This is a genomic window from Stutzerimonas tarimensis (genome assembly GCF_042648805.1).
GTDB lineage: Bacteria > Pseudomonadota > Gammaproteobacteria > Pseudomonadales > Pseudomonadaceae > Azomonas > Azomonas tarimensis.
Genome location: NZ_JBHRXZ010000027.1, coordinates 22,078 through 47,132, shown reverse-complemented (window position 1 = coordinate 47,132; position 25,055 = coordinate 22,078). Strand labels below are relative to the sequence as shown.

Here is a 25,055-nt window from a genome sequence, read left to right as displayed (position 1 = left end):
CCTGCTGGCGGCTTGAGGCTTGCGGCTAGAAAAATTCGGTATAACGCTGGATTTCCCAGTCGCTTACATGCCGGCAGTACTCGACCCACTCCATCCGCTTGAGCTTGATGAATTCGTCGACGATCTCGGCGCCGAGCACTTCGCGGAACAGCGGGTCGGCTTCCAGCGCGTCCATCGCCTCTTTCAGCGACTGCGGCAGAGTCTGGATGCCGCGCTCGGCGATTTCTTCGAGGCTGAGCTTGTAGAGGTTCTCGTTGCACGGCTTGCCGGGTTCGAGCTGGCGGTCGATGCCATCGAGGCCGGCGGCGATGATCGCGGCGGTGACCAGGTAGGGATTGCAGCCGGCGTCCGGCAGGCGGAACTCGATGCGACCATAGGGGATGCGCACCATGGCCGAGCGATTGTTGTCGCCGTAGGCGATGAAGGCCGGTGCCCAGGTCGCGCCGGACAGCGAGCGCCCCACCACCAGGCGCTTGTAGGAGTTCACCGTCGGCGCGGCGAAGGCGCAGAGCGCCGGGCCGTGGGCCAGCAAGCCAGCGACGAAGTGATAGCCCAGCTTGGACAGGCCCATGCCGTTGGGGTCGCTGGCGTCGTGAAAGAGGTTCTTGTTTTCCTTGCTGCCGATCGACAGGTGGAAATGCATGCCGTTGCCGGCACGGTTGGCGTGCGGCTTGGGCATGAAGGAGCAGACCATGCCCATGTCGTGGGCGATCTCTCCGGCGGCCATGCGGAAGAAGGTGAAGCGGTCGGCCGAGGTCAGTGCTTCGCTGTAGGTGTAGTTGATTTCGAACTGGCCCGGCGCGTCCTCGTGGTCGATCTGATAGATGTCGAAATCGACCGCCTGCAGCGCCTCGGTCAGCCGCTCGAGAAATTCCCGCGAGCGGGACAGGCCCTTGTAGTCATAGCAGGGCTTTTCCAGGCAGTCGCTCTGGTCCATCGGCACCAGCTTGCCGTCACCGCTGCGGCGGAACAGACTGAACTCGGGCTCCAGGCCGGTGTTCAGCGTCCAGCCGCGCTGGGCAAGGCGTTCGACCTGCTGCAGGCAGACGAAGCGGGTGTCGTAGGGGTGCGGCTCGCCATTGACGTGACCGATGCAGAGCACGCGGCCATAGCCAGGCTGCCAGGGCACAGGGGTCAGGGTCGAAAGGTCGCCGCGTGCCATGAAATCCGGCCCGTGGGGTTCCATCCCCATGCCCCAGAGCGCGAAACCGGCAAAGCCCGCGCCGCCCTCGGCAACCGCCTCGAGGCCAGACACCGGCACCGACTTGGTCTTGGCGGACCCGTGGATATCGACAAACTGGGCGAGCACATATTTGATACCGTGCTGTTCGATGAGCTGCTGGGTTTCGGCGGGCAACATGGGCGACTGTGCTCCTGAGCTATTGATCATATTCCGGGTGAGAAATTTTATTTCCCCAAAAGAAATGCAAGGCGCTTGCCAACTCCGCCACTCCACTTGGAGCGACGTCAAATACCCCGAATCGCCTGTTCCAGACCGCCTCGTCGGTTTGGCCGACAGGAAACGCCTGGCTGCGGATACGCTAGCATGGACATTCCTGGTGCGAAACTTTTATTAATGAACCATCTTTGTGCAGGAACGCATGGCCAAATCAACCGAAGAGCATCCGCGCCTGAAACTCGAGCAGTACCTCGGCATGCAGATCAAACGACAGCGCCAGGCGCTGGAATTGAAGATCGCCGATGTCGCCCGCATCGCCGGCATCAGCCAGGGCATGCTGAGCAAGATCGAGAACGCACAGGTGTCCACCAGCCTCGACACCTTGAGCCGCCTGTGCGATGTGCTCGGGTTGCCCATGTCGAAGCTGTTCAGCCAATACGACCAGCAGGGCAGCACTGCGCTGCTGGTCAAGGCGAACGAGGGTCTGGAAGTGGTTCGCCGAGGCACCGAGAAAGGCCACAACTATCGGCTGCTGAATCACACCCGAGGACCGAAGAAAAGCTTCGAGGCCTATCTCATCAGCATGGATGATGCCAGTGAGGAATTTCCCACCTTCTCTCACCCCGGCACCGAGTTCCTTCACCTGCTGGAGGGCGAGCTTGTCTATCGTCACGGCAATCAGCTATTCCAGATGGGCCCGGGCGACAGCCTGACCCTCGAAGGCGAAGTCCCCCATGGGCCGGAAAAACTGGTGAAGGTGCCGATACGTCTGCTGTCAGTGATGAACTACAGCAGCTAGCCGCAGGCCGGGGCAGCCAAGCGTAAGCAGACTCCGTTGCCGATACAGGCGGCTCGCTCGGCAGTGGGGCCTCTGTTGCCGTTCCTTTCGCGAGCAAGCCGCTCCGCTTCCTCCTTCATATAGCGGGCCAGGGCCTGGCCTCGGATGTCGGTCATGCGCTTGCGGTGCAGCGCTGGGCAGCCCAGCCACCAGCCAGCAGGCGCGGATCCGCCCCAGCATGGCCACCCAGGTCCGCCTGCCATCCGCCAAGTTTCCTGGCAGGATAAAAAAATTCCCAAAGCTACTGGACTGACATCCGTCATTCGCTTATAAAATCAGCACACGAAAATTATATTCCTGAAGATAAAAAGTCTTCGCTTGTGAAATTTCCTGCCGCTGATGAAACTTTCGCTTTGCCGACCCCTAGAGGACTAGTCATGCCACACGCCCAGGACCACTTCATCATCAAGATCAGTTGCCCTGCCACCTCCGGCATCGTCGCTGCCGTGTCGACCTTTCTTGCCGATCAGGGTTGCTATATCGGCGAAATGGCGCAGTTCGATGATGAAGTGAGCGGTCGATTCTTCATGCGCGCAGTGTTTCGCTTCAACGCTGGCTTCGACGGCGACATCAGCGTCATCGAGCAGGGCTTCACCGATGTCGCCGACAGGTTCGAGATGCAATGGGAGCTCTACAGCGCTTCGAGGCCAACCAAAGTGGTGCTGATGGTGAGCAAGTACGACCACTGCTTCGCCGACCTGCTCTACCGCTATCACAAGGGCGAGATGCACATGAAGATCACCGCCGTGGTCTCGAACCATCTCGATCTGCGCGCCATGGCCGAGCGTGAAGGCATCCGCTTCATCTACCTGCCGGTGACCAAGGACACCAAGGCCCAGCAGGAAGCCGAGCTGATGCGCATCGTCGAGGAAACCGGTACCGAACTGGTTGTCCTCGCCCGCTACATGCAGATCCTCTCCGACGATCTCTGCAAGAAGCTCGCCGGTCGTGCAATCAACATCCACCACTCCTTCCTGCCCGGCTTCAAAGGCGCCAAGCCCTACCACCAGGCCTGGGAGCGTGGCGTCAAGCTCATCGGCGCGACCGCCCACTATGTGACTTCCGACCTGGACGAAGGCCCCATCATCGAGCAGGAAGTGCAGCGGGTGGACCACACCTACCTGCCTGACAAGCTTGTAGCCATCGGCCGCGATACCGAAACCGTGGCCCTGTCCAAGGCAGTCAAGTACCACCTCGAGCACCGAGTCTTCCTCAACGACGACCGCACGGTGATCTTCCGATGAGCGCCGCGAGCATGAGCACGGCACGCCTCATCGACGGCAAGGCCGCCGCCGCCACGGTGCTCGCCGAGGTCCGCGGGGACGTCGACGCCCTCGAGGCCGAAGGCATCGAGCCGACCCTGGCCGTGGTGCTGGTGGGCGACGACCCGGCCAGCCATGTCTACGTGCGCAACAAGGTGCTGCGCGCCGGCGAAGTGGGCATCCGCTCGCTGGAGTACCGCCTGGGCGCCGATGTATCGGCCGACGAGCTACTGGAACTGATCGAGCGGTTGAATGCCGACCGCGACGTCCACGGCATCCTGGTGCAGCTGCCCCTGCCCCGGCACATCGACGAAAACGCCGTACTCGAGGCCATCGACCCGCGCAAGGATGTCGACGGTTTCCACAGCGAAAACGTCGGCGGCCTGAGCCAGGGCCGCGAGGTGCTCACGCCCTGCACCCCAACCGGTTGCCTGCGCCTGCTGCAGGACAGCCTCGGCGACCTGTCCGGCCTGCATGCGGTGGTGGTAGGGCGCTCGAACATCGTCGGCAAGCCCATGGCTGCGCTGCTGCTGCAGGCCAACTGTTCGGTGACCGTGCTGCATTCGCGCAGCCGTGACGCAGCCGCGCTGTGTCGTCAGGCCGACATCGTGGTCGCGGCGGTGGGGCGCCCGCGGATGATCGACGCCGGCTGGCTGAAGCCCGGCGCCGTGGTGATCGACGTGGGCATCAACCGCATCGAGGAAGACGGCCGTTCGCGGCTGGTGGGCGATGTGGACTTTGCCAGCGCGTCGGCGCTGGCCTCGGCAATCACCCCGGTGCCGGGCGGGGTCGGCCCGATGACCATCGCCTACCTGATGAAGAACACCCTGATCGCGGCGCGCCTGCAACACGCCGCGGCACCGGAGGCTGTATGCCCTTCAACCTGCTGAAGTACGGCTTTTCCTCGGACTACCCGGAGGAGGTCGACCTGCCGCCACCGACCGAGCTCAAGCCGTCCTATGACGTGGTGATCATCGGCGGTGGTGGCCACGGGCTGGCCACTGCCTACTACCTGGCCAGGTACCATGGCGTGACCAAGGTCGCGGTGCTGGAAAAGGCCTACCTGGGCGGCGGCAATACGGCGCGCAATACGGCGGTGATCCGCTCGAACTACCTGACCAGCGAAGGCGTACGCTTCTATGCCGAGTCGGTGAAGATGTTCAAGGGACTCTCCAATGAGTTCGACTTCAACATCATGTACTCCGAGCGCGGCCAGCTGACCCTGGCCCACACGGACGCGACGGTACGCGCCTTTCGCCAGCGCGCCGAGGTGAACAAGCACTTCGGTGGCCGCACCGAGATGATCGACCGTCAGCAGATCCGCGAACTGGTGCCGACCCTCAACCTGGACCCCGGCCACCTGCCGGTGCTCGCCGGGCTCTGGCACATCGACGGTGCCACCGCCCGCCACGACGCGGTGGCCTGGGGCTATGCCAAGGAAGCGGCCAAGCGCGGCGTGGAGATCCACCAGCTCACCGAAGTGCAGGACCTGGTGATCGAGAACAACCGCATCGTCGCGGTCAAGACCAATCGCGGCACGGTGAAATGCGGCTGCGCGGTGCAGGCCATCGCCGGTCACAGTTCGCTGTTGATGCGAAAGGCCGGGATCCGCGCACCTATCCACAGTTACCCGCTGCAGGCCATGGTGACCCAGCCGTTCAAACCCTTCCTCGACCCCCTGGTGAGTTCGTCCGCGCTGCACTGCTACGTGCAGCAGACCGGTCGCGGCGAGGTGGTGATCGGCGGCGGCTCGGACCCCTACCCGCTGTACAACACCCGTTCGACCCTGGAACTCAAGGAAGGCCTGCTGGCCCACGCCATCGAGATGTTCCCCTTCCTGGCCAACGCCAAGCTGATGCGCCAGTGGGCCGGCATCACCGACATAACCCCGGACTACAGCCCGATCATGGGCCTTTCGCCGGTGGACAATTATTACCTGGACGCCGGCTGGGGCACCTGGGGCTTCAAATCCACGCCCATTTGCGGCAAGACCATGGCCCAGCTCGTCGCCAGCGGCGGCGTGGTGCCGGACCTCATCGCGCCATTCAGCCTGGCCCGCTTCTCCACTTTCCGACAGGTGAACGAGATGGGCGCGACCGCAGCGAGCCACTGAGCCATGGCCAAGCGACCCAAAGCCCACGTATTCCGTAGAAGCGCGCTCGCTCCTGCAACGCGATAGATGCCCGTAACAACTGAGGCGACCCCATGAAGATCATGCCCTGCCCGCTCAACGGGCCACGCAACATCAGCGAATTCACCTATGGCGGCGAGTTCAAGCACATGCCTGACCCCAACAGCTGCAGCGATGCCGAGTGGGCCGATTATGTCTTCAACGCCGACAACCGCGCCGGGGTGGTCACCGAGTGGTGGATGCACAACGCCTCCAGCTACTGGTTTCTCGCCGAGCGTCATACGGTGACCGACGAGATCCTTCGCACCTTCGACCCGAAGGAAGTCTTCAGTGAACGGGTCGAGTTCAGCATGCCCAGCGAGGAGTCAGCAGGATGAACCGTCTGCCCGCCCCCATGGGCCTGCTGATCGACCGCAGCAAGGCCGTCCGCTTCAGCTTCGAGGGTAAAGGCTTCGAAGGTTTCGAAGGCGACAGCATCGCCAGCGCCCTGCTCGCCAACGGCCAGTGGCTGATGTCGCGCTCGTTCAAGTACCACCGCCCACGCGGCCCGCTGAGCATGGCCGGACAGGACGCCAACACCCTGGTGCAGCTGCCGCGGGAACCCAACGTGCTGGCCGATGCCGAGCCCCTGACGGGCAGCCTGGAGGTCGCCGCGCAGAATGTCTCCGGTTCGCTGGAAAACGATCGCGACGCCTACCTCGGCAAGTTTTCCCGGTTCATGCCGGTGGGTTTCTACTACCGCGCCTTCTACAAGCCCAAGGGCGCCTGGAAGCTCTGGGAGCCGCTGATCCGCAAGAAGGCGGGGCTCGGCGTGCTGGACCTCGATTTCAAGCCCGAGTACTACGACAAGGCCTTCCTGTTTCCCGACCTGGCGGTCATCGGCGCCGGCCCTGCCGGCCTGCAGGCGGCGCTGACCGCGGCGGACGCCGGCGCCAAGGTGCTGCTCATCGAACAGCAGCCGATCCTTGGCGGTTCGCTGGCCTGGGCACGCTTCGACATCGCGGGTGAACGCGGCGACGGCCTGCGCCGGCGACTGGTGGCCGCGGTGGAAAGCCACGCCAACATCCAGATCCTCACCGAGGCGGTGTGCAACGCCTGGTTCGCCGACCACTACCTGCCGGTGATCCAGGGCGAGCGCCTGTACAAGGTGCGCGCCAGGCAGTGCATCGTCGCCGCTGGCGCCTTCGACCAGCCGGTGGTGTTTCGCAACAACGACCTGCCCGGCGTGATGCTGACCAGCGCCGCCCAGCGCCTGATGCGGCTCTACGCGGTCAGGCCGGGCAAGCGCGCGGTGGTCCTTACCGGCAACGACGATGGCTACCTCGCTGCGCTCGACCTGCACGAACAGGGCGTGGAAGTCGCCGGGCTGGTCGACCTGCGCGCCGGGCGGGCCGACGCCGCTCTGCTGACCGCCCTGCAGAGCTCGGGCATCCCCTGCCATTCCGGCAGCACCGTCTACGAAGCCTTGCCGGAGAAGGGCCTGCGCCACCTCAGCGGTGTGGATGTGCGGCGCATCGTCGGCAAGGGCCAGGTCGCCGACAAGGGCCTGCGCATCGATTGCGACCTGCTGTGCATGTCGGGCGGCTACATGCCGGTGTACCAGCTTCTCTGCCAGGCCGGCGGCAAGCTGAGCTACAACGACGAGCAGGCGGCCTTCAACCTCAGCGGACTGCCGCCCGGGCTGCGCGTCGCCGGTTCGGTGAACGGCCACAACCGGCTCGACAACCTGTTGCTGGAGGCCCGCCAGGTGGCTGTCCAGGCCGTGGCCGCGATCGGCCTGGAAGCACCGGCAGTCGAGGGCCGGATGCTGGAAGAGCCTTCGCCGAACTACCCCTGGCCGATCTTTCCGCATCCTGAAGGCAAGGAATTCGTCGACTTCGACGAGGACCTGCAGATCCGCGATATCGTCAACGCCACCCGCCACGGCTACCGCGACGTGCAGTTGGTCAAGCGCTTCTCCACCGTCGGCATGGGCCCGTCCCAGGGCCGCCACTCGGCGCTGCCCACCGCGCGCCTGGTGGCCGATGCCACCAACCGCAGCGTCAGCGAGACCGGGGTCACCACCGCACGGCCGCCGTTCGCCCCGGAAAAGCTCGCCCACATCGCCGGCCGCGGCTTCGACCCGCATCGCCAGACGCCCATGCACCAGCGCCACCTGGACGCCGGCGCGAAGATGATGCCGGCTGGCATCTGGCAGCGTCCGGCCTACTATGGCGCGGCCGACCAGCGCGACGCCTGCATGCAGGCCGAGGCCCGGCACGTGCGCAGCAAGGTCGGCCTGATCGACGTCTCGACCTTGGGCGGGCTGGACGTGCGCGGCCCCGACGCCGCCGAACTGCTCAACCGCATATACACCTTCGGTTTTCTCAAGCAGCCGGTGGGCCGCTCGCGCTACGCGCTGATGACCAACGAGCAGGGCGTGGTGATCGATGACGGTGTCTGTGCGCGCTTCGCCGATAACCACTTCTACGTCTCCGCCACCACCAGCGGGGTGGACCGCATCTACACGCAGATGCTCAAGTGGAACGCCCAATGGCGGCTGGACGTGGACATCACCAACGTTACCGCCGCCATGGCCGCGGTCAACCTGGCGGGGCCGGATGCGCGCAAGGTGCTGGCGAAAGTCTGCAGCGACCTCGACCTGTCCGCCGAGGCCTTCCCCTACCTGGGCGTGCGTACCGGCAGCGTGGCGGGTATCCCGGCGCGGCTGCTCAGGGTGGGCTTCGTCGGCGAACTGGGCTACGAGATCCACGTCCCCGCACGCTTCGGCGAAGCGCTCTGGGATGCACTGATGCAAGCCGGGGCCGAGTTCGACATCCGCCCCTTTGGCGTCGAGACCCAGCGCCTGCTGCGTCTGGAAAAAGGCCACGTGATCATCAGCCAGGACACCGACGGCATGACCACCCCGGCCGAGATCGACATGGGCTGGGCCATCGGCCGCAAGAAGCCGTTCTTCGTCGGCAAGCGCTCGGTGGAGATCCTCGAGCAGCAGCCGCTACGGCGCAAGCTGGTGGGCTTCACCCTGCCGAAGGATTCGCCCAAGCCGCTCGAGGGGCACCTCGTGCTCAAGGGCGCGGACATCAGCGGCAACGTCACTTCCTGTGAGTACTCGGAGACGCTCGACTGCATCATCGGCCTGGCCTATGCCGCCGCCGACCAGGCGACGCCTGGCGGGCAGATTCCGATTCGCGTGGAAGGCGGCAAGCAGGTCCAGGCACGGGTGGTGACCCTGCCGTTCTTCGATCCCGACAACAAGCGCCAGGAGCTCTGAGCCATGCAAAACCTGAATGCACCGCAGGAGCGTAGCCCCCTCTATCCCAGGCACCACGGCGCTCGCCTGGCCCCGGTGGGCCGCGGCGAGCTGGTCGCCGGCTATACCGAGGCCGATGAACGCGGCCTGCTCAGCCGCTGCGGATTGATCGACCTGACCTGCCTGGCGCGCGTGGGCTTTCGCGGCGCAGCGGCCGCCGAGCACCTGAAGATCCGCGGCTTCCTGCTCCCGGATGCGCCGAACCGGGCCCTCACCCAGGCCGACGGCAGCCATGTGGCGCGTCTGTCGCAGACCGAATACCTGTTGCTTGGCAGTCTGGCCGACGGGGGCGAACGTATCGCCGGCGAGGAGCGCGGCTGGCAGTTCGGCGCCAGCGCCAACTACCTGCTGCCGCGCCAGGACAGCCATGCCTGGCTGATGCTGACGGGGGAATGGATCAGCCAGGTGATGGCCAAGCTCTGCGCCGTCGATCTGCGGCCCGAAGCCTTCCCGCGCGGCAGCGTGGCGCAGACCTCGGCGGCGCGGATCAACGTGATCATCGTCAACGCCGGCCCCGCCGAGCTGCCGTGTTTCCAGCTTCTGTGCGACCGCGCTTCGGTGGACTACTTCTGGGATGTCCTGCTCGACGCCATGGGCGAGTTCGGCGGCCAGCCCGTGGGCATCGACGCCCTGGCGCCTCGATAAACGCCTCACCCTAGCCAGGAGATCTCATGACCGCTCACGAAGAAGCCATCGAACGGGAAACCGACTACCGCGTGCCGGCGCTTCAGCGGGGCCTGACCATCGTGCAGATGTTCAACGCCCGCGAGCGCACTCTGGCCATGAACGACATCGCCGAGCGTCTGGGAGTGACGGTGTCGTCGATCTACCGCATCGTCCACACCCTCACCGAGATGGGCTACCTGCGCAAGGTGGCCCGCAACACCTACGAACTGGGTCCCCAGGTGGTGGCGGACGGCTTCAGCTATCTGGCCAGCCGTGACATCGTCGACATCGCCATGCCGCACCTCAATGCGCTGCGTGACCGCACCTCGCTGTCCTGCCACCTGACCATCCGCGAGCAGACCGACAGCCTTTATGTCTACCGCGCCTTCGCCGCGCAGCGGCTGTCGGTGAACATTCCCATCGGCACCCGGCTGCCCTGCCATTGCACGGCCATGGGCCGCATGCTGCTTACCGGCCTGGGCGAGGACGCACTAGCCGGGCTCTACCAGCATGCGCGGCTCGACGATTATCCACCGCCCGCGCCCAAGACGCTGCCCGAGCTGCAGCAGCTGATCGCCAACGACCGCGAACGCGGCTGGGTGCTGCACCGCTCGGACTATTCCACTGCCATCGCCTGTGCGATCCGCAATCATCTGGGGCAGGTGGTGGCGGCCATCAATCTGTCCGGACCCGAAGCCGTGATGGACAACGGCTTTTCCCAGGACCGCTATCGGGAAGAGCTGGAAAAGACCGCTGACGCCATCGCTCTGGAACTGGGCGCAGGCGCCACCTGAGCAGGGAGCGCTGCCGTCACTTGACCGACTGCTCCGCCAGGCTCACCGCGCGGAACATCGCGCGGCGCTTGTTCAGGGTCTCTTCCCATTCCAGTGCCGGCTGCGAGTCGGCCACGATGCCGGCGCCGGCCTGCACGTGCAGCTCGCCGCCCTTGATCACTGCGGTGCGTATGGCAATGGCAGTATCCATGTTGCCGTTCCAGGCCAGGTAACCCACCGCGCCGCCGTAGACACCGCGCTTGACCGGCTCCAGCTCGTCGATGATTTCCATTGCCCGCACCTTGGGCGCGCCGGAAAGGGTCCCTGCCGGCAGGATCGAGCGCAGCGCGTCCATGGCGGAAAGCTCCGGCTTGAGCTCGCCGGTGACGTTGGAGACGATGTGCATCACGTTGGAATAGCGCTCGATCACCATCTTTTCGGTGACCTTCACCGAACCCGTGGTCGCCACCCGGCCGACGTCGTTGCGCCCCAGGTCGATGAGCATCAGGTGCTCGGCCAGCTCCTTGGCGTCGGAGAGCAGGTCCTCTTCCAGCGCCAGATCGGCCTCTTCGGTCGCCCCGCGCGGACGGGTGCCGGCGATGGGGCGCACCGTGACCAGGCCGTCCTCGGCGCGCACCAGCACTTCCGGCGAGCTGCCGACCACATGGAAGTCGCCGAAGTTGAAGAAGTACATGTAGGGCGTCGGGTTGAAGCAGCGCAGCGCCCGGTACAGGTCGATGGGCGCGGCACGGAAGGGAATCGACATGCGCTGGGAGATCACCACCTGCATGCAGTCGCCGGCAAGGATGTAGTCCTTGATCTTCAGCACCGCCTGCTCGTAGTCATCGCGGCTGAAGCTGGAAGTGAACTCCGGCTCGCCCTGGACCGCCCCGTCCAGATCCAGGCCCATGCGCGGCGCCAGGGGCTGGCGCAGCTTTTCACGCAGTTCACGCAGGCGCATCTGGCCCTTCTCGAAGGCATGGTCCTCGCCCGGATCGATGAGCAGGATGCAATGCATCTTGCCCGCCAGGTTGTCGAACACCACCACCGCATCGGACACCATCAACAGGATGTCCGGCGTCCCCAGCGGGTCCGGATGCGGACAATGGGCGAGCTTGCTTTCGACATAGCGCACGCTGTCGTAGCCGAAATAGCCCACCAGGCCGCCGTTGAAGCGCGGCAGATGGCCGACCGGCGCGACGCGGTAACGCGCCTTGAACTCTTCGACGAAGGCCAGCGGGTCGTCCACCTCATGACGCTCGGTCTCCACCTCGTCGACCTTGATGCTGACCTGATGGCCATGGACGCGCAGCACGGTGCGGCAGGCCAGGCCGATGATGGAGTAGCGCCCCCATTTCTCGCCGCCCTGCACCGATTCCAGCAGGTAGGAATTGGGCGCATCGGCGAGCTTCAGGTACAGCGACAGCGGGGTGTCGAAATCGGCGATGGTTTCGAAGTGCAGCGGGATGCGGTTGTGGCCTTGGGCGGCCAGGCGCAGGAATTCTTCGCGGTTCATGATCAGTCTCGTGGCAGGCGCGCCTCGGCGCCTCGGTCAAACGGTCGGAAAGCAAACGCGCCGGAGAACCGGCAGGACGGGTCAGGCGCGCCAGCGCCAGCGGGCGATCGCCTTGAAGAGATTCATCCAGTGTTTGCGCGCAACCACCACGACGACAATCTCTTGGGCGGGAAGGAAGGCCGAAACACTAGCAGCAGCAGCCGGCGACCTGCAAGCCGGGTGGCAGCAGGCAGGAATCGCCCCTGTCGGTTCTGCCGTCAAACGAGCAGCTCGCGCAAGTCGTCGAGGACCCGGTCCGGCTTTTCCTCGGCGATCGGCCGGCCATGGTTGTAGCCATAGGTGAGCGCCACGCAACGTACCCCGGCCGCCCGGGCCGCCAGCACGTCGTTACGCGAGTCACCGATGAACAACGCCTCGTCGGCGCTCACCCCCGCCTGGCTCAGCACATGCAGCAGTCCGGCCGGGTCGGGCTTCTGGTTCGGCAGGGTATCGCCGCCGACGATCCAGTCGAAATGCCCAAGCTCCTTTTCCCTGAGCAAGGGCTCGACGAACTGCTCTGGCTTGTTGGTGATCACCGCCAGGGGGATGGCCCGCGTACGCAGCCAGCGCAGCAGGGGCGCAACGCCGGGATACACGGTGGTCAGCGCATGACCGCCGGCGTAGGCCTTCATGAACAGGCCGAGCGCGACTTCGCCCTCGGCCCTGTCCACCCCGCTGTCATCCAGCTGACCGGCCAGGGCACGGCGAACCAGCGTCGGCGAACCGTTGCCCACCCAGTCACGCACCCGCGCCATGCCCGCCGGCGGGCGACCCAGCTGGATCAGCATGGAGTCCACCGCCGCCGCCAGGTCCGGCACCGAGTCCATCAGGGTGCCGTCGAGGTCGAACATCACCAGCTTCGGCAGTTGGCCGCCGAACAGCCTTTCCAGCGGAGTCATGCAGGTACCTGGGCGAGCTCCGCCCGCATGGCGTCGATCACCACCTTGAAGTCCGGCTGACCAAAGATGGCCGACCCGGCGACAAAGGTGTCGGCCCCCGCCTCGGCGATCTCGCGGATATTCTTCACGTTCACCCCGCCGTCGATCTCCAGACGGATGTCGCGGCCCGAGGCATCGATCAGCGCACGCGCCTCGCGCAGCTTGTCCAGGGTGCCGGGAATGAATTTCTGCCCGCCGAAGCCCGGGTTCACGCTCATCAGCAGGATCATGTCCACCTTGTCCATGACGTATTTGAGGGCATCCAGCGGCGTGGCCGGGTTGAATACCAGCCCGGCCCTGGCACCGCCATCGCGGATCAGCTGCAGCGAGCGGTCGATGTGCTCGGAGGCTTCCGGGTGAAAGGTGATGTAGCTGGCGCCGGCCTCGAGGAAGTCGCCGATGATGCGGTCGACCGGCTTGACCATCAGGTGCACGTCGATGGGCGCGGTGATGCCGTACTTGCGCAGCGCGCTGCAGACCATCGGACCGATGGTGAGGTTGGGGACGTAATGGTTGTCCATCACATCGAAATGGACGATGTCGGCACCCGCGGCGAGCACTTTGTCCACTTCTTCACCCAGGCGGGCGAAGTCGGCGGAGAGGATCGACGGGGCGATGGCGAAGGGTTGCATGACGCACCTCGGACAAAGAGTAGGCCGCCATTCTAACCGAGCCAGCGGGGCGGCTGGTCAAGTGCCGATGGGGCGGCTAGGCTGACGCATCGCCTGGGAGTCAACGATGCTGTCGCGCCTGTCCATCGCCCTTTTATCTACCGTCCTGCTCGGCAGCCCGCCGCCGTTGGCCGACGAACGCCTGCCGGTGAGTCTGCGCAGTGTCGAGCAAGGCGAGGCGCTGGCGCGGCGCTATCCGCAGCAGACGCATCGCCTGGTGGCCGGCGACGAGACCTTTGTTGCACTCTGGCTGGACGCCAATAGCCCCGAGGCCAGGGGCGTGGTCATCTTCCTGCATGGCGATGGCGAACATGCCGATTGGCCGCGGGCGATCAGCCCACTGCGCCACGGGCTCACCGACCATGGCTGGCATACCCTCAGCCTGAGCCTGCCCGAGCCCGAGCCCGCCCCCCTGCCGGTCGCCGACCCGCTGCTGCCGCCAGCGCCTGCGCCGACCGAACCGGAGCCTGACATCCCTGAGACCGAGCCTGACGAGCCCGAACCAGAACCTGAGCCAGAGCCGGAGCCGGAGCCAGAGCCGGAGCCGGAGCCCGAACCGGAGCCTGAGCCGGACTTCGAAGAGCCGCCCACCGATGACGCCGCCTGGGAGGAGCCCGAGCCTGCGCGCGAGCCGCTGACCCACACCCAGCAGGTCGCCGCGCGCATCGAGGCGGGCATGGACCTGGCCGCAAGCCGCGGGGCCGGCCCGGTGATCCTTATCGGTCACGGCACCGGCGGCTACTGGGCCTTGCATTTCAAGACGAACAACACCTTCGCCGATGTGCGCCGGATCGGCCTGATCTCGCCACGACGCCCGGCGGCGCAAGGCGAGCCACTGGAGGCGCTGCAGGTACCCCTGCCGCTCGGCGACTTCTATTACCGTGACGGCGGCCGCGCCGAAAACGAAGCCCGCGCGCGGCGCAACCAGAGCCGCCAGACCGGGCACGACGCCTATACCCAGGTCGGCCTGCAGCCGCTGCCAGGCGATCAGGCGAACGAGCAGGAGCAGCTGCTGCGCCGCATCCGCGGCTGGCTGGAGCGCTGATACCAGGCTGCGAGGCCATTCGTTGTCGGATTACGCTGCGCTAATCCGACCTACCGCTGATGAAAACCCGCACGGCCATGGGTCGCCGGATTTCGCTGCGCTAATCCGGCCTACGGCCGAGGGTGCGACAGGTTTGACTGGCCACAGCCGGAGCGCTAGCGAAATCCCTGGCGCTGGCGGATCAGCGCGTAGGCGTCCTGCAACTGGCGGGTGCGTTCGGTGGCCTGGCGGATCTGTTCGGCACTGGCGCCACTGCCGGCGAGCTTGTCCGGATGGTGCTGGCTGAGCAGGCGTCGATAGGCCTGCTTGATCTCCCGCGGTTCGCTGACCGCCGTCACCCCGAGCAGCCGCAGCGCATCCTGATAGGCGCCGCCGTGCAGGGTGGGCGGCTCGCGGCGCCGGCGCGTGTCGAGCGCGGCCACCGCGGCCTGGTCCCAGCCCATCCAGCCACCCCAGAGCAGGATCAGCTCGTGCTGACGCGGGCTCACGCCGCCGTTGGCCCGCGCCAGGCGCCAGCAGGCTTCGAGCACCGCCCTGGCCTCATCGTCGCGCCCGCGCAGGCGTCGCAGCGGTTCGCGCAGGCCGCTAGCATCGCGCTTGCCACGGCCGAATGCCTTGATCGCGGCCTGCTCGCCGCGCTCGTCCAGCTTGCGCCGGATCATCTCCAGGCGTGCGGCCTGGATGTGTGCTGGCGCGACATGGCCATCGCACTTGGCCAACCGACCGAGCAGCACGAACAGCAGTTCGTTGCCCTGCAGCGCCGGGGTTCCACGCATGCGCTCGCGCAAGGCCGCCCAGGAGTTGAGCCGCAGGCGGCGATCGAGGATCAGTCCCAGCAGGCCGCCCAGAAGAGCGCCCGGGATACTGGCGATAAGCCAGCCAGCAATGGCGCCCAGCAGAGTGATGGGCCAGAACATCTAGCATTGCTCCTTGATGATGCGCTCCACTTCGGCCAGCCGCTCGAGGGTGCCGACATCGACCCAGCGGCCGGCATGTCGCTCGCCGCTGACCCGTCCCTCGGCCATGGCCCGGCGCAGCAGTGGTGCCAGCTTGAAGGCACCTTCCCCGGTGCCGGCGAACAAGGCCGGGCTGAACACCCCGATGCCACTGTAGGTCAGCCGGGGCTGCCCGCCGTCGTCGACCCGCCCTTGCTGCAGGTGGAAATCCCCCTGTGGATGATGCGCCGGATTATCCACCAGCAGCAGATGCGCCAGCCCTGCCAGCGGTCGACGCAGGCCAGCGAAATCGCAGTCGGTCCAGATATCGCCGTTGACCACCAGAAACGGCGCCTCGCCAAGCAAGGGCAGCGCCCGGCGGATGCCGCCACCGGTTTCCAGCGGCTCAGCCTCGGGCGAATAGCTGATCTCGACGCCGAAGCGGGCGCCATCGCCCAGGTAGGCTGCGATCTGCTCGCCCAGCCAGGCATGGTTGATCACCAGTTCACGGAAACCGGCCGCGGCCAGCGCACGCACGTGGTATTCGATCAGCGGCACGCCGGCCGCGCGGATCAGTGGCTTGGGTGTGTGCAGGGTGAGCGGACGCATCCGCTCGCCCTTGCCCGCGGCGAGAATCATCGCCTTCATGTGCGCGACTCCAGCTCATCGAGCAAAGCGCCGAGCTCGGCCAGCTCCGGCCGCCGCCCCAGCACCGTCCGCAAGTAGCTGAAGAAGCGCGGCACATCCTCCAGATAACGGGGTTTGCCATCACGATGGCAGATGCGCGCGAAGATGCCGATCACCTTCAGGTGACGCTGCGCGCCCATCAGGTCGCTGGCGCGCTGAAAATCGGCAAAGTGCTCGGGAACCGGCAATCCATGGGCCCGTGCCTGCTCCCAGTAGGATTCGAGCCAGCCCTGCACCCGTTCTTCGGGCCAGCTGAGAAAGGCGTCCTTGAACAGGGAGGTGACGTCGTAGCTCAGCGGGCCGAGCACCGCATCCTGGAAGTCCAGCACACCGGGGTTGGGTTCGCTGACCATCAGGTTCCGGGGCATGTAGTCACGGTGTACCAGCACCTGCGGCTGGGCCAGGGCCGAGTCGATCAGCAGCCGGCAGACGCGCTGCCAGGCGGCCTCCTGCTCTCCGGTGAAAGGGGCTTGCAGATGACGCTCGACATACCATTCGGGAAACAGCTGCAACTCCCGCCGCAGCAGGGCTTCGTCATAGCCTGGCAGTGGGGCCGCGACTGGCTGGCACTGAAAGCGCAGCAGCGCTTCGATGGCATCGGCGAACAACGCATCGGCGTTGCTCTCGTCGATCACGTCCAGGTAGGTCTGCCGCCCGAGGTCGTCCAGCAGCAGGAAGCCCCGATCGAGATCGGCCGCCAGCACTTCGGGCACATGCACCCCGCCCGCGGCCAGCAGGCCGGCCACCTTGACGAAGGGGCGGCAGTCTTCCTGGGGCGGCGGCGCGTCCATCAGGATCAGGCTGCGACCGCCGCCCTCCCAGCGAAAGTAGCGCCGAAAACTGGCGTCGCTGCTGGCCGGGCTCAGCTGGCCTTCGGGCACATCGCCCCAGCAGCGGGCGGCGAACAGGGCCGGCAGTCGAGCGTCGAGCCAGTCGCCAAGGGCTTGCAGGCGTGTGTCTGGGTGCAGCATAGGGGTCTCCGCGGCGCTAGCCGATGGGCAGGTCATGCTTTATTATCCGGGATATTTTTCGGCCCATCGAGATGGCAGAAGCCTTGCCGGCCGATGGCTTGCAGGAAGCCAGGACCCGAGTACAAGATGGCAGTCAAGCATCCCTCGTTTCATCAGAAGTTCCCACTCCTCTTCACCGGTAGTCTCCTTGCCCTGCAGCCAATGGCAGCCTCGCTCGCCACGGCCGCCGAGCAGTTTGCCTGCGAAGTGGGCCCCGGTGGCGGCTGGAGCTGCGCCGCGGCAGAGCGGCCGTCGGCATTGCCGCCACGGCCTGTCCAGGAGACCGCTCCGGCAGCGACTGCCGCGGCAGCCGAGCCCCGCAGAGCCGAGTCCCCGCGCAGCGGCCGCGCGTCGACCGTGCGCAGTGCCGACTACAGTCATCTTGACTGGGTGCCTCGCGAACAGCTGAGCAGCGCCCAGCTGGCCGAGATCGGCCCCTACTGCTCCGGCAGCTATGTGGAGCCGAGACGGCCTGGACAGTTCGACGAAACCCCCATGAGCCAGGCGCCGACCTATGTCTCGGCGGAGGCCTCGCGCTACGAGCAGCAGACCGAAACGGCGACCCTCGCCGGCGACGTGGTGCTGCGCCAGGGACGAATCCAGGCCGAGGCCAACGAAGCTAGACTGAACCAGCTGGAAAACCGCGGCGAGCTCATCGGCAACGTCCGCCTGCGCGACCGCGGCGCCCTGCTGCTCGGTGACCGCGCCGAACTGATGCTCGACACCGGCGAAGCCAGCATCGACAACGCCGAGTACATCCTTCACGAAGGCCAGGTGCGCGGCAGCGCCCAGTACATCAAGCGCGAAGACACCGCGATCATCCGCCTCAAGGATGGTACCTATACCCGCTGCGAACCCGGCCGCAACACCTGGCACCTGCGTGGCAACAACGTCACCCTCGACCAGGCCCGCGGCTTCGGTTCGGCGACCAACGTGACGCTTCGCGTCAAGGACATTCCGGTTTTCTATACCCCCTACATCCATTTCCCGCTGGACGATCGCCGCCAGTCGGGCTTTCTGATGCCGGGCCTGTCGAGCTCCTCGCGCACCGGCGCCTCACTGATCACACCGTATTACTTCAACCTGGCGCCCAACTTCGACGCGACCCTGTACCCGCACTACATGAGCGAGCGCGGGCTGCTGATGGAGGGCGAGTTCCGCTACCTGACCCGCAACAGCGAGGGCAGCATCTCCGCCGCCTACCTGGACGACCAGGAAGACGAGCGCCGCCTGCAGTCGGAGTACGAGGACCAGCGCTGGATGTACAGCCTGCAGAATCACACCGGCCTCGACTCGCGCTGGCTGGCCGAACTCGATTACACCGACATCAGCGACCCCTACTATTTCCAGGATCTCGACACCCATCTGAGGACGTCCCGCCCGGAATTCGTCACCCAACGGGCTGCGCTGAGCTATCGCGGCGACACCTTCACCGCCGGGCTGAACCTGCACGCCTACGAGCGGGCGACCATCGTCGACATCACCCCCTACGACCGCATGCCGCAACTGACCCTGAACGGCTTCCTGCCCGTCCAGCCTGGCGGCTTGCGCTTCGACTACGCGGGTGAATACGTCAACTTCAAACGCAGCCTGCGCAGCGGTGACTTCATCAACGAAAACGGCGTCCCCGAACAGTGGTACGACGACCGCCTGGTCGGCCTGAACCGCGCCGAGGGCGAACGCCTGCACCTCGAGCCCGGCGTCAGCCTGCCGATGGACTGGAGCTGGGGTTACATCAAACCCTCGCTTCGCTATGCCTTCACCCAGTACGAACTGGACCTGGACAGCCGTGGCCAGGCAACCCTGGGCGACCAGACCTTCAACAGCAGCCAGAATCGCGGCGTGCCCATCGCCAGCCTCGACAGCGGACTGTACTTCGACCGCGACACCCAGTGGTTCGGCAACCCCTACCGGCAGACGCTCGAACCGCGGCTGTTCTATCTCTATGTACCCTATGAAGACCAGCAGGACATTCCCGTCTTCGATTCCGGCGAGTTTGCCTTCAGCTACGCACAACTGTGGCGCGACAACCGCTTCTCCGGACGCGACCGTATCGGCGATGCCAACCAGCTATCGCTGGGCGTGACCAGCCGCTGGATCGAGCCCAACGGCTTCGAGCGCCAGACCTTCAGCTTCGGCCAGGCGCTGTATTTCCGCGACCGCCGCGTCCAGCTACCCGGCATCGATTACCGCGAGCGGGCCGGCGCCCAGGCGGATGTCTCGCCTTATGCGCTGGAGTACATGTATCGCTACAACCGCGACTGGCGCTTCTCCTCCCATTTCAACTGGGATCCGGATACCGGCACCACCATCTCCGGCAGCGCCATGTTCCATTACCAGCCGGCGGACAACCCCAACAAGATCGTCAACCTGGGATATCGTTATCGCAACGACACCATGCGTTTCGACCAGGCGAGCGGCACCTGGACCTACAACGCCGACTTCGGCGTACCGGGTACCCCGGAATACATCCAGGACTACTACAAGATCCAGCAGCATGACTTCTCCACCGTCTGGCCGGTGCTTCAGCAATGGAGCCTGGTTGCCCGCTGGCAGTATGACTACGCCCAGAACCGCACCCTCGAAGCCTTCGGCGGCTTCGAATACGACAGCTGCTGCTGGAAAGTACGGCTGATCAACCGCTACTGGATCGACTATGACGAGGTCAGCCTCGATCCCGCGCGCAACGACGAGCCGGACCGCGGCATATTCCTGCAGATCGTGTTCAAGGGACTCGGCAACGTGGTCGGCAGTGCGACCGACACCTTCCTCGACCAAGGCATTCAAGGCTACCGTGAACGTGAAGACCAAGCTTACTGATTACCTGCGCCCGCTGGCGCTGGCCACCGCCCTGTTCGGCGGCCTCACCTGTGGCGGCCAGGCATTTGCTCAGGTACAGCCGCTCGACCGCATCGTGGCCATCGTCGACAACGACGTGATCATGCAGAGCCAGCTGCAACAGCGCCTGCGCGAGGTCCGCAACACCATGTCCCAGCGCGGCGTCGAGCTGCCGCCTGAAGAGGAAATGCGTCAGCAGGTCATGGAGCGACTCATCGCCGAGAACCTCCAGCTGCAGCTGGCCGAACGCTCCGGCATCCGCATCGGCGACGAAGAGCTCAATCAGGCAATGGCCACCATTGCCCAGCGCAACAACATGAGCCTCGAGCAGTTTCGCGAGGCACTGGCCCGTGACGGCATGAGCCCTGAGCAGGCGCGCGAACAGATCCGCCGCGAGATGCTCATTACCCGGGTACGCCAGCGCCGCGTGGCCGAACGCGTTCAGGTGTCCGACCAGGAGGTGCAGAGCTTTCTCGCCTCCGATCTGGGCAAGCTGCAGCTTTCGGAGGAGTACCGCCTGGCCAACATTCTGATTCCGGTGCCCGAGGCAGCCGACGCCGCCACTATCCAGGCTGCCGAAGCCGCCGCTCGCGACACCTACGAGCAGGCACGCCAGGGCGCAGACTTCGGCCGCCTCGCCATGGCCCGCTCGGCCAGCGAGAACGCCCTCGAAGGTGGCGACATGGGCTGGCGCCGCGCCGCCCAGCTGCCGCCACCCTTCGACACCATGGTCGGCGACATGCAGGTCGGCCAGGTGACCGAGCCGATCCGCACGCCCCCGGGCTTCATCCTCATCCAGCTGACCGACAAGCGCGGCGGCGAAACCCAGGTTCGCCAGGAAGTGCGCGTGCGCCACATCCTGATCAAGCCGAGCGAGATCCGCAGCGAAACCGAAGCCCGGCAACTGGCCGAGCGGCTGCATGTGCGTCTGCGCGCCGGCGAGGATTTCGCCGAGCTGGCACGCAATTTCTCCGAAGACCCTGGCTCGGCGCTCAATGGCGGCGACCTGGACTGGATCGACCCCAACTCCCTGGTGCCGGAATTCAGCCAGGTCATGGCAGACACCGCCAGCGGCGAGTTGTCCGAGCCGTTCCGCACCCCCTATGGCTGGCATGTGCTGGAAGTCCTCGGCCGTCGCGCCACCGACGCCAGCCAGGAATATCGCGAGCAACAGGCTGCGAACCTGCTGCGCAACCGCAAGTTCGACGAGGAGCTGCAGTCCTGGCTGCGCCAGATCCGTGACGAAGCCTACGTCGAGATCAAGATCTGAACGTCCATCGCTTCGCCCTCACCCCTGGTGAACCGGCAGGCATAGGCCCCGACCTCTGCCTGCTGCTCGCCGCGCAAGCCCAGCCCCGGGTTCTGGTGGTGGTGGCCGACCTCGAGCTGCTGCACGCGCGAGCGGCCGAACTCGGCGTACAGGTCGATCTCGTAGCTGTCTCGCCCGGCCGCTGGCCAGAGCTGCCGGCGCCGGCCGGCACACTCTACGTCTGGGATACCCCGCTGGCCATAGCGGCCCAGAGTGGCCAGCTCGACCCACGCAACGCCGCCTACGTACTGGAAACCCTGACCCGAGCTGGCCAGGGTTGTATCGACGGTGATTTCGCCGGGATGATCACCGCCCCGGTCCACAAGGGTGTGATCAACGAGGCGGGCACGGCGTTTTCCGGCCACACCGAATTTCTCGCCGAACTGACCGGCGCGCCCCAGGTGGTGATGATGCTCGCCACTCAGGGTCTTCGGGTGGCACTGGTGACCACGCATCTGCCTCTCAAGGACGTGGCCGCAGCCATCACCGGCGACCGACTGGAGCAGGTCACGCGGATCCTGCATCGAGACCTCGTGGAGAAATTCGGCCTGAACCGGCCACGCATCCTGGTCTGCGGCCTCAACCCACATGCCGGGGAAGGTGGGCACCTGGGCCGCGAAGAGATCGAGATCATCGAGCCGTGCCTCGAACGGCTACGCGCCGACGGCATGGACCTGGTCGGCCCGCTGCCTGCCGACACCCTCTTTACCCCGAAGAACCTGGAGCACTGTGACGCGGTATTGGCCATGTACCATGACCAGGGCCTGCCAGTGCTCAAGTACAAAGGGTTCGGCGCCGCGGTCAATGTGACCCTGGGGATGCCGATCATCCGCACCTCGGTCGACCACGGCACCGCCCTGGATCTCGCCGGCACCGGCCGCATCGACACCGGCAGCCTGCAGGTAGCGCTGGAAACGGCTTATCAGATGGCCGAAGCGGCGAAGGCACCGTGACACGGCGCCGCCGGTGTCGGGCGTAGGTCGGGTTGGCCGCAGGGCGTACCCCGACAGAGCGCTCTACCGCACCGCAAGGTCGCCTTCGCCGAAGGCATGACCGACAACGAGCTCGTCGTCCAGCTCAGCGCTGGACGCCCAGCCCAGAGGCCCTTTGGCGTCGGCGCCTGCTAGACTTCGTTTTTCATTCCAGCTGCGAGCTAAAGGCTTCAGGCTGTTTTTCTGGAGCTTCAGCCATGTCCGAGCTTTATCAACATCGCGCGCGCAAGCGCTTTGGCCAGAATTTCCTGCATGATGCGGGGGTCATCCATCGCATTCTCAGGGCCATCCATGCGCGTGAGGATGAGCATCTGGTGGAGATCGGCCCCGGCCAGGGCGCCATCACCGAGGGGCTGCTGGGCAGCGGTGCGCGTCTTGACGTCATCGAACTCGACCACGATCTGGTACCCCTGCTCAGGACACGCTTCAGCCAGGCCCCGCGCTTCGCCCTGCACCAGGGCGATGCACTCAAGTTCGATTTCGCCCAACTGGCCGAGGCACCGCGCAGCCTACGCATCGTCGGCAACCTGCCGTACAACATTTCCACGCCGCTGATCTTTCATCTGCTGGCCCATGCCCCGCTGATCCGCGACATGCATTTCATGCTGCAGAAGGAAGTGGTCGAGCGCATGGCCGCCTCGCCCGGCGGCGGCGACTGGGGTCGACTGTCGATCATGGTCCAGTACCACTGCCAGGTCGAACACCTGTTCAACGTCGGCCCCGGGGCCTTCAACCCGGCGCCCAAGGTCGACTCGGCCATTGTCAGACTGACCCCCCACGCCACTGCGCCGCACATCGCAAAGGATCCCCTGCAGCTGGAGCGCATCGTTCGCGAAGCCTTCAACCAGCGCCGCAAGACCTTGCGCAACACACTCAAGGGTCTGCTCGACCACGAGGCCATCGAAGCCGCTGGCGTGGACGGCGGCCTGCGCCCCGAACAGCTGGACCTGGCTGCCTTCGTGCGCCTGGCCGACCAACTGGCCGCGCGCCGATGACCGCCCGACCGACAGGAACACTCATGACCGATCCCCGCTATCGCATCGATGTCGACGTCACCACCCGCTACCTGGCCGAGCAGTCCGAGCCGGAACAAAACCGCTTTGCCTTTGCCTACAAGATAACCATCACCAATAACGGCACCGTATCGGCGCAGCTGCTGTCCCGCCACTGGATCATCACCGACGGCGACGGCAAGGTACAGGAAGTTCGCGGCGCGGGCGTGGTGGGTGAACAGCCGGTGATCGCCCCAGGGGCGAGCCACAGCTACACCAGCGGAACCCTGCTCGCTTCGCGCGTCGGCAGCATGCAGGGCAGCTACCAGATGCTGGCCGATGATGGCCAGAGTTTCGACGCCGAGATCGCGCCTTTCCGGCTGGCCGTGCCCGGTGCCCTGCACTGACGTTTGCGAGGCAAGGCTTCGATGACCCTTTACGCCGTAGGTGACCTGCAAGGTTGCCTTGATCCGCTGTTGAAGCTGCTCGATCGGGCCGCTTTCAGCCCATCCCGGGATTGCCTGTGGCTTGTGGGCGATCTCGTCAATCGCGGGCCGAAATCGCTGGAGTGCCTGCGATTCGTCCGCGACCTGGGCACCTCGGCGGTCAGCGTGCTGGGCAACCATGATCTGCATCTTCTGGCAGTCGCCTACGATGTTGAGCGGATGAAGAAATCCGACACCCTGCAACCCATTCTCGACGCGCCGGACCGTAGCGAGCTCATCGACTGGTTGCGCGGGCTCGAACTGGTCCACCACGATCCCGAGCGCGACCTCACCATGGTGCATGCCGGAATCCCTCCGCAGTGGAGCATCGCCAAGGCGCTGCGGCGGGCGGCCGAGGTGCAACAGGCGCTACGTGACGACGCCTGCGTGAAGCCCTTCCTGGACGGCATGTACGGCAACCAGCCGGCCAAGTGGAACAAGAACCTCAAGGGCGTGGAGCGGCTCCGAGTGATTACCAACTACTTCACCCGGATGCGCTTCTGCACCGCGGACGGCACCCTCGATCTCGTCGCCAAGGAAGGGCTGGGAACCGCACCCAGCGGCTTCGCGCCCTGGTTCCAGCACGCCGAGCGCAAGACCCGCGGCCACCGTCTGGTATTCGGCCACTGGGCGGCGTTGGAAGGCCGTTGCGACGAGCCGGACGTCTATGCCCTGGACACCGGTTGTGTCTGGGGCAATGCCATGACGCTGGCGAACCTCGATACTGGCGAACTTCACTGCCATGACTGCAAGAGACCCGCTGATGAGTGACTTCAAACGCATTGCCCCATCCGAAGCCGCCACCCTGCGCGAAAATGGCGCCGTGGTGGTCGATATCCGTGACCCACAGAGCTTCGCCAGCGGCCATATCACCGGCTCCACGCGGATTGACAATCAGAACCTGCCCGATTTTCTCGCCGGCGCCGACTTCGATGCACCGCTGATCGTGACCTGCTACCACGGCCACTCCAGTCAGAATGCCGCGGCCTATCTCACCAACCAAGGATTTTCCGAGGTGTACAGCCTCGACGGTGGGTTTGAAATGTGGCGCAGCCTGTATCCCGAAGAGATCGAAGATGGCGCCTGAGCTGCCGCTCCGCCTCGATCGCGCACCAAGATAGCGCACGCACCTCCTCGGGGGCTCGGTCATGCCGCGAAACCTATTGTTCGTCCTGCAACACCCGAAAACCGAACTATCCTTTTGATGGGACCCTCCAAA

General features: G+C 65.5%; 23 protein-coding genes. 16 read left to right on the top strand and 7 right to left on the bottom strand.

What is annotated here, in order from left to right; genetic code table 11:
* Nucleotides 1-25: 25 nt before the first annotated feature.
* A complete protein-coding gene (gene glnT, locus ACFOMF_RS16885) occupies nucleotides 26-1,360 on the bottom strand; it encodes a type III glutamate--ammonia ligase (protein ID WP_386367054.1) in 1,335 nt (444 codons plus the stop codon).
* Nucleotides 1,361-1,601: 241 nt separating this feature from the next.
* On the opposite strand from glnT, the gene ACFOMF_RS16880 reads away from it, so the two are divergent.
* The 8 genes from ACFOMF_RS16880 to ACFOMF_RS16845 all read left to right on the top strand — a co-directional run bounded on the left by ACFOMF_RS16880 (nucleotide 1,602) and on the right by ACFOMF_RS16845 (nucleotide 10,400).
* Nucleotides 1,602-2,198 (top strand): helix-turn-helix domain-containing protein, encoded by a 597-nt coding sequence (locus ACFOMF_RS16880; RefSeq protein ID WP_386367052.1) that lies wholly within the window; start codon nucleotides 1,602-1,604, stop codon nucleotides 2,196-2,198.
* Between the two features lie 416 nt (nucleotides 2,199-2,614).
* Nucleotides 2,615-3,481: a formyltetrahydrofolate deformylase gene (purU, locus tag ACFOMF_RS16875; protein WP_386367050.1), complete on the top strand. Its 867-nt coding sequence runs from the start codon at nucleotides 2,615-2,617 to the stop codon at nucleotides 3,479-3,481.
* 11 nt (nucleotides 3,482-3,492) lie between these two features.
* Nucleotides 3,493-4,389: a bifunctional methylenetetrahydrofolate dehydrogenase/methenyltetrahydrofolate cyclohydrolase FolD gene (gene folD, locus ACFOMF_RS16870; RefSeq protein ID WP_386367048.1), complete on the top strand. Its 897-nt coding sequence runs from the start codon at nucleotides 3,493-3,495 to the stop codon at nucleotides 4,387-4,389.
* The gene (locus tag ACFOMF_RS16865) at nucleotides 4,371-5,612 is read left to right on the top strand and encodes an FAD-dependent oxidoreductase (RefSeq protein ID WP_386367046.1); all 1,242 of its coding nucleotides are present in this window, start codon (nucleotides 4,371-4,373) and stop codon (nucleotides 5,610-5,612) included. The genes folD and ACFOMF_RS16865 overlap by 19 nt, the downstream gene beginning before the upstream one ends.
* 92 nt (nucleotides 5,613-5,704) lie before the next feature.
* On the top strand, nucleotides 5,705-6,007 hold the full coding sequence (locus ACFOMF_RS16860) for a sarcosine oxidase subunit delta (RefSeq protein ID WP_386367044.1): 303 nt from the start codon (nucleotides 5,705-5,707) through the stop codon (nucleotides 6,005-6,007).
* On the top strand, nucleotides 6,004-8,901 hold the full coding sequence (locus tag ACFOMF_RS16855) for a 2Fe-2S iron-sulfur cluster-binding protein (RefSeq protein ID WP_386367042.1): 2,898 nt from the start codon (nucleotides 6,004-6,006) through the stop codon (nucleotides 8,899-8,901). The genes ACFOMF_RS16860 and ACFOMF_RS16855 overlap by 4 nt, the downstream gene beginning before the upstream one ends.
* Before the next feature lie 3 nt (nucleotides 8,902-8,904).
* Nucleotides 8,905-9,585 (top strand): sarcosine oxidase subunit gamma, encoded by a 681-nt coding sequence (locus ACFOMF_RS16850; RefSeq protein ID WP_386367040.1) that lies wholly within the window; start codon nucleotides 8,905-8,907, stop codon nucleotides 9,583-9,585.
* Nucleotides 9,586-9,611: 26 nt separating this feature from the next.
* Nucleotides 9,612-10,400: an IclR family transcriptional regulator gene (locus ACFOMF_RS16845; protein WP_386367038.1), complete on the top strand. Its 789-nt coding sequence runs from the start codon at nucleotides 9,612-9,614 to the stop codon at nucleotides 10,398-10,400.
* Between the two features lie 16 nt (nucleotides 10,401-10,416).
* Here ACFOMF_RS16845 and trpE read toward each other — a convergent pair whose 3' ends face one another.
* The 3 genes from trpE to rpe form a co-directional block, all read right to left on the bottom strand.
* Nucleotides 10,417-11,895: an anthranilate synthase component I gene (gene trpE / locus ACFOMF_RS16840; RefSeq protein ID WP_386367036.1), complete on the bottom strand. Its 1,479-nt coding sequence runs from the start codon at nucleotides 11,893-11,895 to the stop codon at nucleotides 10,417-10,419.
* A gap of 257 nt (nucleotides 11,896-12,152) precedes the next feature.
* Nucleotides 12,153-12,833 (bottom strand): phosphoglycolate phosphatase, encoded by a 681-nt coding sequence (locus tag ACFOMF_RS16835; RefSeq protein WP_386367034.1) that lies wholly within the window; start codon nucleotides 12,831-12,833, stop codon nucleotides 12,153-12,155.
* Nucleotides 12,830-13,504, bottom strand: a complete 675-nt coding sequence (gene rpe, locus ACFOMF_RS16830; RefSeq protein ID WP_386367032.1) for a ribulose-phosphate 3-epimerase — start codon at nucleotides 13,502-13,504, stop codon at nucleotides 12,830-12,832. Before rpe ends, ACFOMF_RS16835 begins: the two co-directional genes overlap by 4 nt.
* 106 nt (nucleotides 13,505-13,610) lie before the next feature.
* Here rpe and ACFOMF_RS16825 point away from each other — a divergent pair, with 106 nt between their 5' ends.
* Nucleotides 13,611-14,588, top strand: coding sequence for a DUF3530 family protein (locus ACFOMF_RS16825; protein WP_386367030.1), 978 nt, complete (start codon nucleotides 13,611-13,613; stop codon nucleotides 14,586-14,588).
* 155 nt (nucleotides 14,589-14,743) lie between these two features.
* Here ACFOMF_RS16825 and ACFOMF_RS16820 read toward each other — a convergent pair whose 3' ends face one another.
* Genes ACFOMF_RS16820 through ACFOMF_RS16810 form a run of 3 tightly spaced genes read right to left on the bottom strand, consistent with a single transcriptional unit; the run spans nucleotide 14,744 to nucleotide 17,181 of the window.
* The gene (locus tag ACFOMF_RS16820) at nucleotides 14,744-15,505 is read right to left on the bottom strand and encodes a TerB family tellurite resistance protein (protein WP_386367028.1); all 762 of its coding nucleotides are present in this window, start codon (nucleotides 15,503-15,505) and stop codon (nucleotides 14,744-14,746) included.
* Complete coding sequence (murU, locus tag ACFOMF_RS16815; protein ID WP_386367026.1) at nucleotides 15,506-16,171, bottom strand: N-acetylmuramate alpha-1-phosphate uridylyltransferase MurU; 666 nt, start codon at nucleotides 16,169-16,171, stop codon at nucleotides 15,506-15,508.
* Nucleotides 16,168-17,181, bottom strand: a complete 1,014-nt coding sequence (locus tag ACFOMF_RS16810) for an aminoglycoside phosphotransferase family protein (protein ID WP_386367024.1) — start codon at nucleotides 17,179-17,181, stop codon at nucleotides 16,168-16,170. The genes murU and ACFOMF_RS16810 overlap by 4 nt, the downstream gene beginning before the upstream one ends.
* 126 nt (nucleotides 17,182-17,307) lie before the next feature.
* Between ACFOMF_RS16810 and ACFOMF_RS16805 the strand changes: the two genes are divergently transcribed.
* The 7 genes from ACFOMF_RS16805 to glpE all read left to right on the top strand — a co-directional run bounded on the left by ACFOMF_RS16805 (nucleotide 17,308) and on the right by glpE (nucleotide 24,923).
* Nucleotides 17,308-20,040, top strand: a complete 2,733-nt coding sequence (locus ACFOMF_RS16805; RefSeq protein WP_386367022.1) for an LPS-assembly protein LptD — start codon at nucleotides 17,308-17,310, stop codon at nucleotides 20,038-20,040.
* Nucleotides 20,021-21,328, top strand: coding sequence for a peptidylprolyl isomerase (locus ACFOMF_RS16800; protein ID WP_386367020.1), 1,308 nt, complete (start codon nucleotides 20,021-20,023; stop codon nucleotides 21,326-21,328). Before ACFOMF_RS16805 ends, ACFOMF_RS16800 begins: the two co-directional genes overlap by 20 nt.
* Complete coding sequence (gene pdxA, locus ACFOMF_RS16795; RefSeq protein ID WP_386367174.1) at nucleotides 21,325-22,320, top strand: 4-hydroxythreonine-4-phosphate dehydrogenase PdxA; 996 nt, start codon at nucleotides 21,325-21,327, stop codon at nucleotides 22,318-22,320. Before ACFOMF_RS16800 ends, pdxA begins: the two co-directional genes overlap by 4 nt.
* A 236-nt stretch (nucleotides 22,321-22,556) precedes the next feature.
* The gene (gene rsmA, locus ACFOMF_RS16790; RefSeq protein WP_386367018.1) at nucleotides 22,557-23,354 is read left to right on the top strand and encodes a 16S rRNA (adenine(1518)-N(6)/adenine(1519)-N(6))-dimethyltransferase RsmA; all 798 of its coding nucleotides are present in this window, start codon (nucleotides 22,557-22,559) and stop codon (nucleotides 23,352-23,354) included.
* 23 nt (nucleotides 23,355-23,377) lie between these two features.
* Complete coding sequence (apaG, locus tag ACFOMF_RS16785) at nucleotides 23,378-23,758, top strand: Co2+/Mg2+ efflux protein ApaG (RefSeq protein ID WP_386367016.1); 381 nt, start codon at nucleotides 23,378-23,380, stop codon at nucleotides 23,756-23,758.
* 21 nt (nucleotides 23,759-23,779) lie between these two features.
* Nucleotides 23,780-24,607 carry a symmetrical bis(5'-nucleosyl)-tetraphosphatase gene (locus ACFOMF_RS16780; RefSeq protein ID WP_386367014.1) on the top strand — a complete coding sequence of 276 codons (828 nt, stop codon included), beginning with the start codon at nucleotides 23,780-23,782 and terminating at the stop codon, nucleotides 24,605-24,607.
* The gene (gene glpE, locus ACFOMF_RS16775; protein WP_386367012.1) at nucleotides 24,600-24,923 is read left to right on the top strand and encodes a thiosulfate sulfurtransferase GlpE; all 324 of its coding nucleotides are present in this window, start codon (nucleotides 24,600-24,602) and stop codon (nucleotides 24,921-24,923) included. The genes ACFOMF_RS16780 and glpE overlap by 8 nt, the downstream gene beginning before the upstream one ends.
* The last annotated feature ends 132 nt before the right edge of the window (nucleotides 24,924-25,055 follow it).

Excerpts from the sequence above, each read along its gene's own strand:
- glnT (WP_386367054.1), bottom strand. The coding sequence starts at position 1,360 with ATGTTGCCCGCCGAAACCCAGCAGCTCATCGAACAGCACGGTATCAAA.
- ACFOMF_RS16880 (WP_386367052.1), top strand. The coding sequence starts at position 1,602 with ATGGCCAAATCAACCGAAGAGCATCCGCGCCTGAAACTCGAGCAGTAC.
- purU (WP_386367050.1), top strand. The coding sequence starts at position 2,615 with ATGCCACACGCCCAGGACCACTTCATCATCAAGATCAGTTGCCCTGCC.
- folD (WP_386367048.1), top strand. The coding sequence starts at position 3,493 with ATGAGCACGGCACGCCTCATCGACGGCAAGGCCGCCGCCGCCACGGTG.
- ACFOMF_RS16865 (WP_386367046.1), top strand. The coding sequence starts at position 4,371 with ATGCCCTTCAACCTGCTGAAGTACGGCTTTTCCTCGGACTACCCGGAG.
- ACFOMF_RS16860 (WP_386367044.1), top strand. The coding sequence starts at position 5,705 with ATGAAGATCATGCCCTGCCCGCTCAACGGGCCACGCAACATCAGCGAA.
- ACFOMF_RS16855 (WP_386367042.1), top strand. The coding sequence starts at position 6,004 with ATGAACCGTCTGCCCGCCCCCATGGGCCTGCTGATCGACCGCAGCAAG.
- ACFOMF_RS16850 (WP_386367040.1), top strand. The coding sequence starts at position 8,905 with ATGCAAAACCTGAATGCACCGCAGGAGCGTAGCCCCCTCTATCCCAGG.
- ACFOMF_RS16845 (WP_386367038.1), top strand. The coding sequence starts at position 9,612 with ATGACCGCTCACGAAGAAGCCATCGAACGGGAAACCGACTACCGCGTG.
- trpE (WP_386367036.1), bottom strand. The coding sequence starts at position 11,895 with ATGAACCGCGAAGAATTCCTGCGCCTGGCCGCCCAAGGCCACAACCGC.
- ACFOMF_RS16835 (WP_386367034.1), bottom strand. The coding sequence starts at position 12,833 with ATGACTCCGCTGGAAAGGCTGTTCGGCGGCCAACTGCCGAAGCTGGTG.
- rpe (WP_386367032.1), bottom strand. The coding sequence starts at position 13,504 with ATGCAACCCTTCGCCATCGCCCCGTCGATCCTCTCCGCCGACTTCGCC.
- ACFOMF_RS16825 (WP_386367030.1), top strand. The coding sequence starts at position 13,611 with ATGCTGTCGCGCCTGTCCATCGCCCTTTTATCTACCGTCCTGCTCGGC.
- ACFOMF_RS16820 (WP_386367028.1), bottom strand. The coding sequence starts at position 15,505 with ATGTTCTGGCCCATCACTCTGCTGGGCGCCATTGCTGGCTGGCTTATC.
- murU (WP_386367026.1), bottom strand. The coding sequence starts at position 16,171 with ATGAAGGCGATGATTCTCGCCGCGGGCAAGGGCGAGCGGATGCGTCCG.
- ACFOMF_RS16810 (WP_386367024.1), bottom strand. The coding sequence starts at position 17,181 with ATGCTGCACCCAGACACACGCCTGCAAGCCCTTGGCGACTGGCTCGAC.
- ACFOMF_RS16805 (WP_386367022.1), top strand. The coding sequence starts at position 17,308 with ATGGCAGTCAAGCATCCCTCGTTTCATCAGAAGTTCCCACTCCTCTTC.
- rsmA (WP_386367018.1), top strand. The coding sequence starts at position 22,557 with ATGTCCGAGCTTTATCAACATCGCGCGCGCAAGCGCTTTGGCCAGAAT.
- apaG (WP_386367016.1), top strand. The coding sequence starts at position 23,378 with ATGACCGATCCCCGCTATCGCATCGATGTCGACGTCACCACCCGCTAC.
- ACFOMF_RS16780 (WP_386367014.1), top strand. The coding sequence starts at position 23,780 with ATGACCCTTTACGCCGTAGGTGACCTGCAAGGTTGCCTTGATCCGCTG.
- glpE (WP_386367012.1), top strand. The coding sequence starts at position 24,600 with ATGAGTGACTTCAAACGCATTGCCCCATCCGAAGCCGCCACCCTGCGC.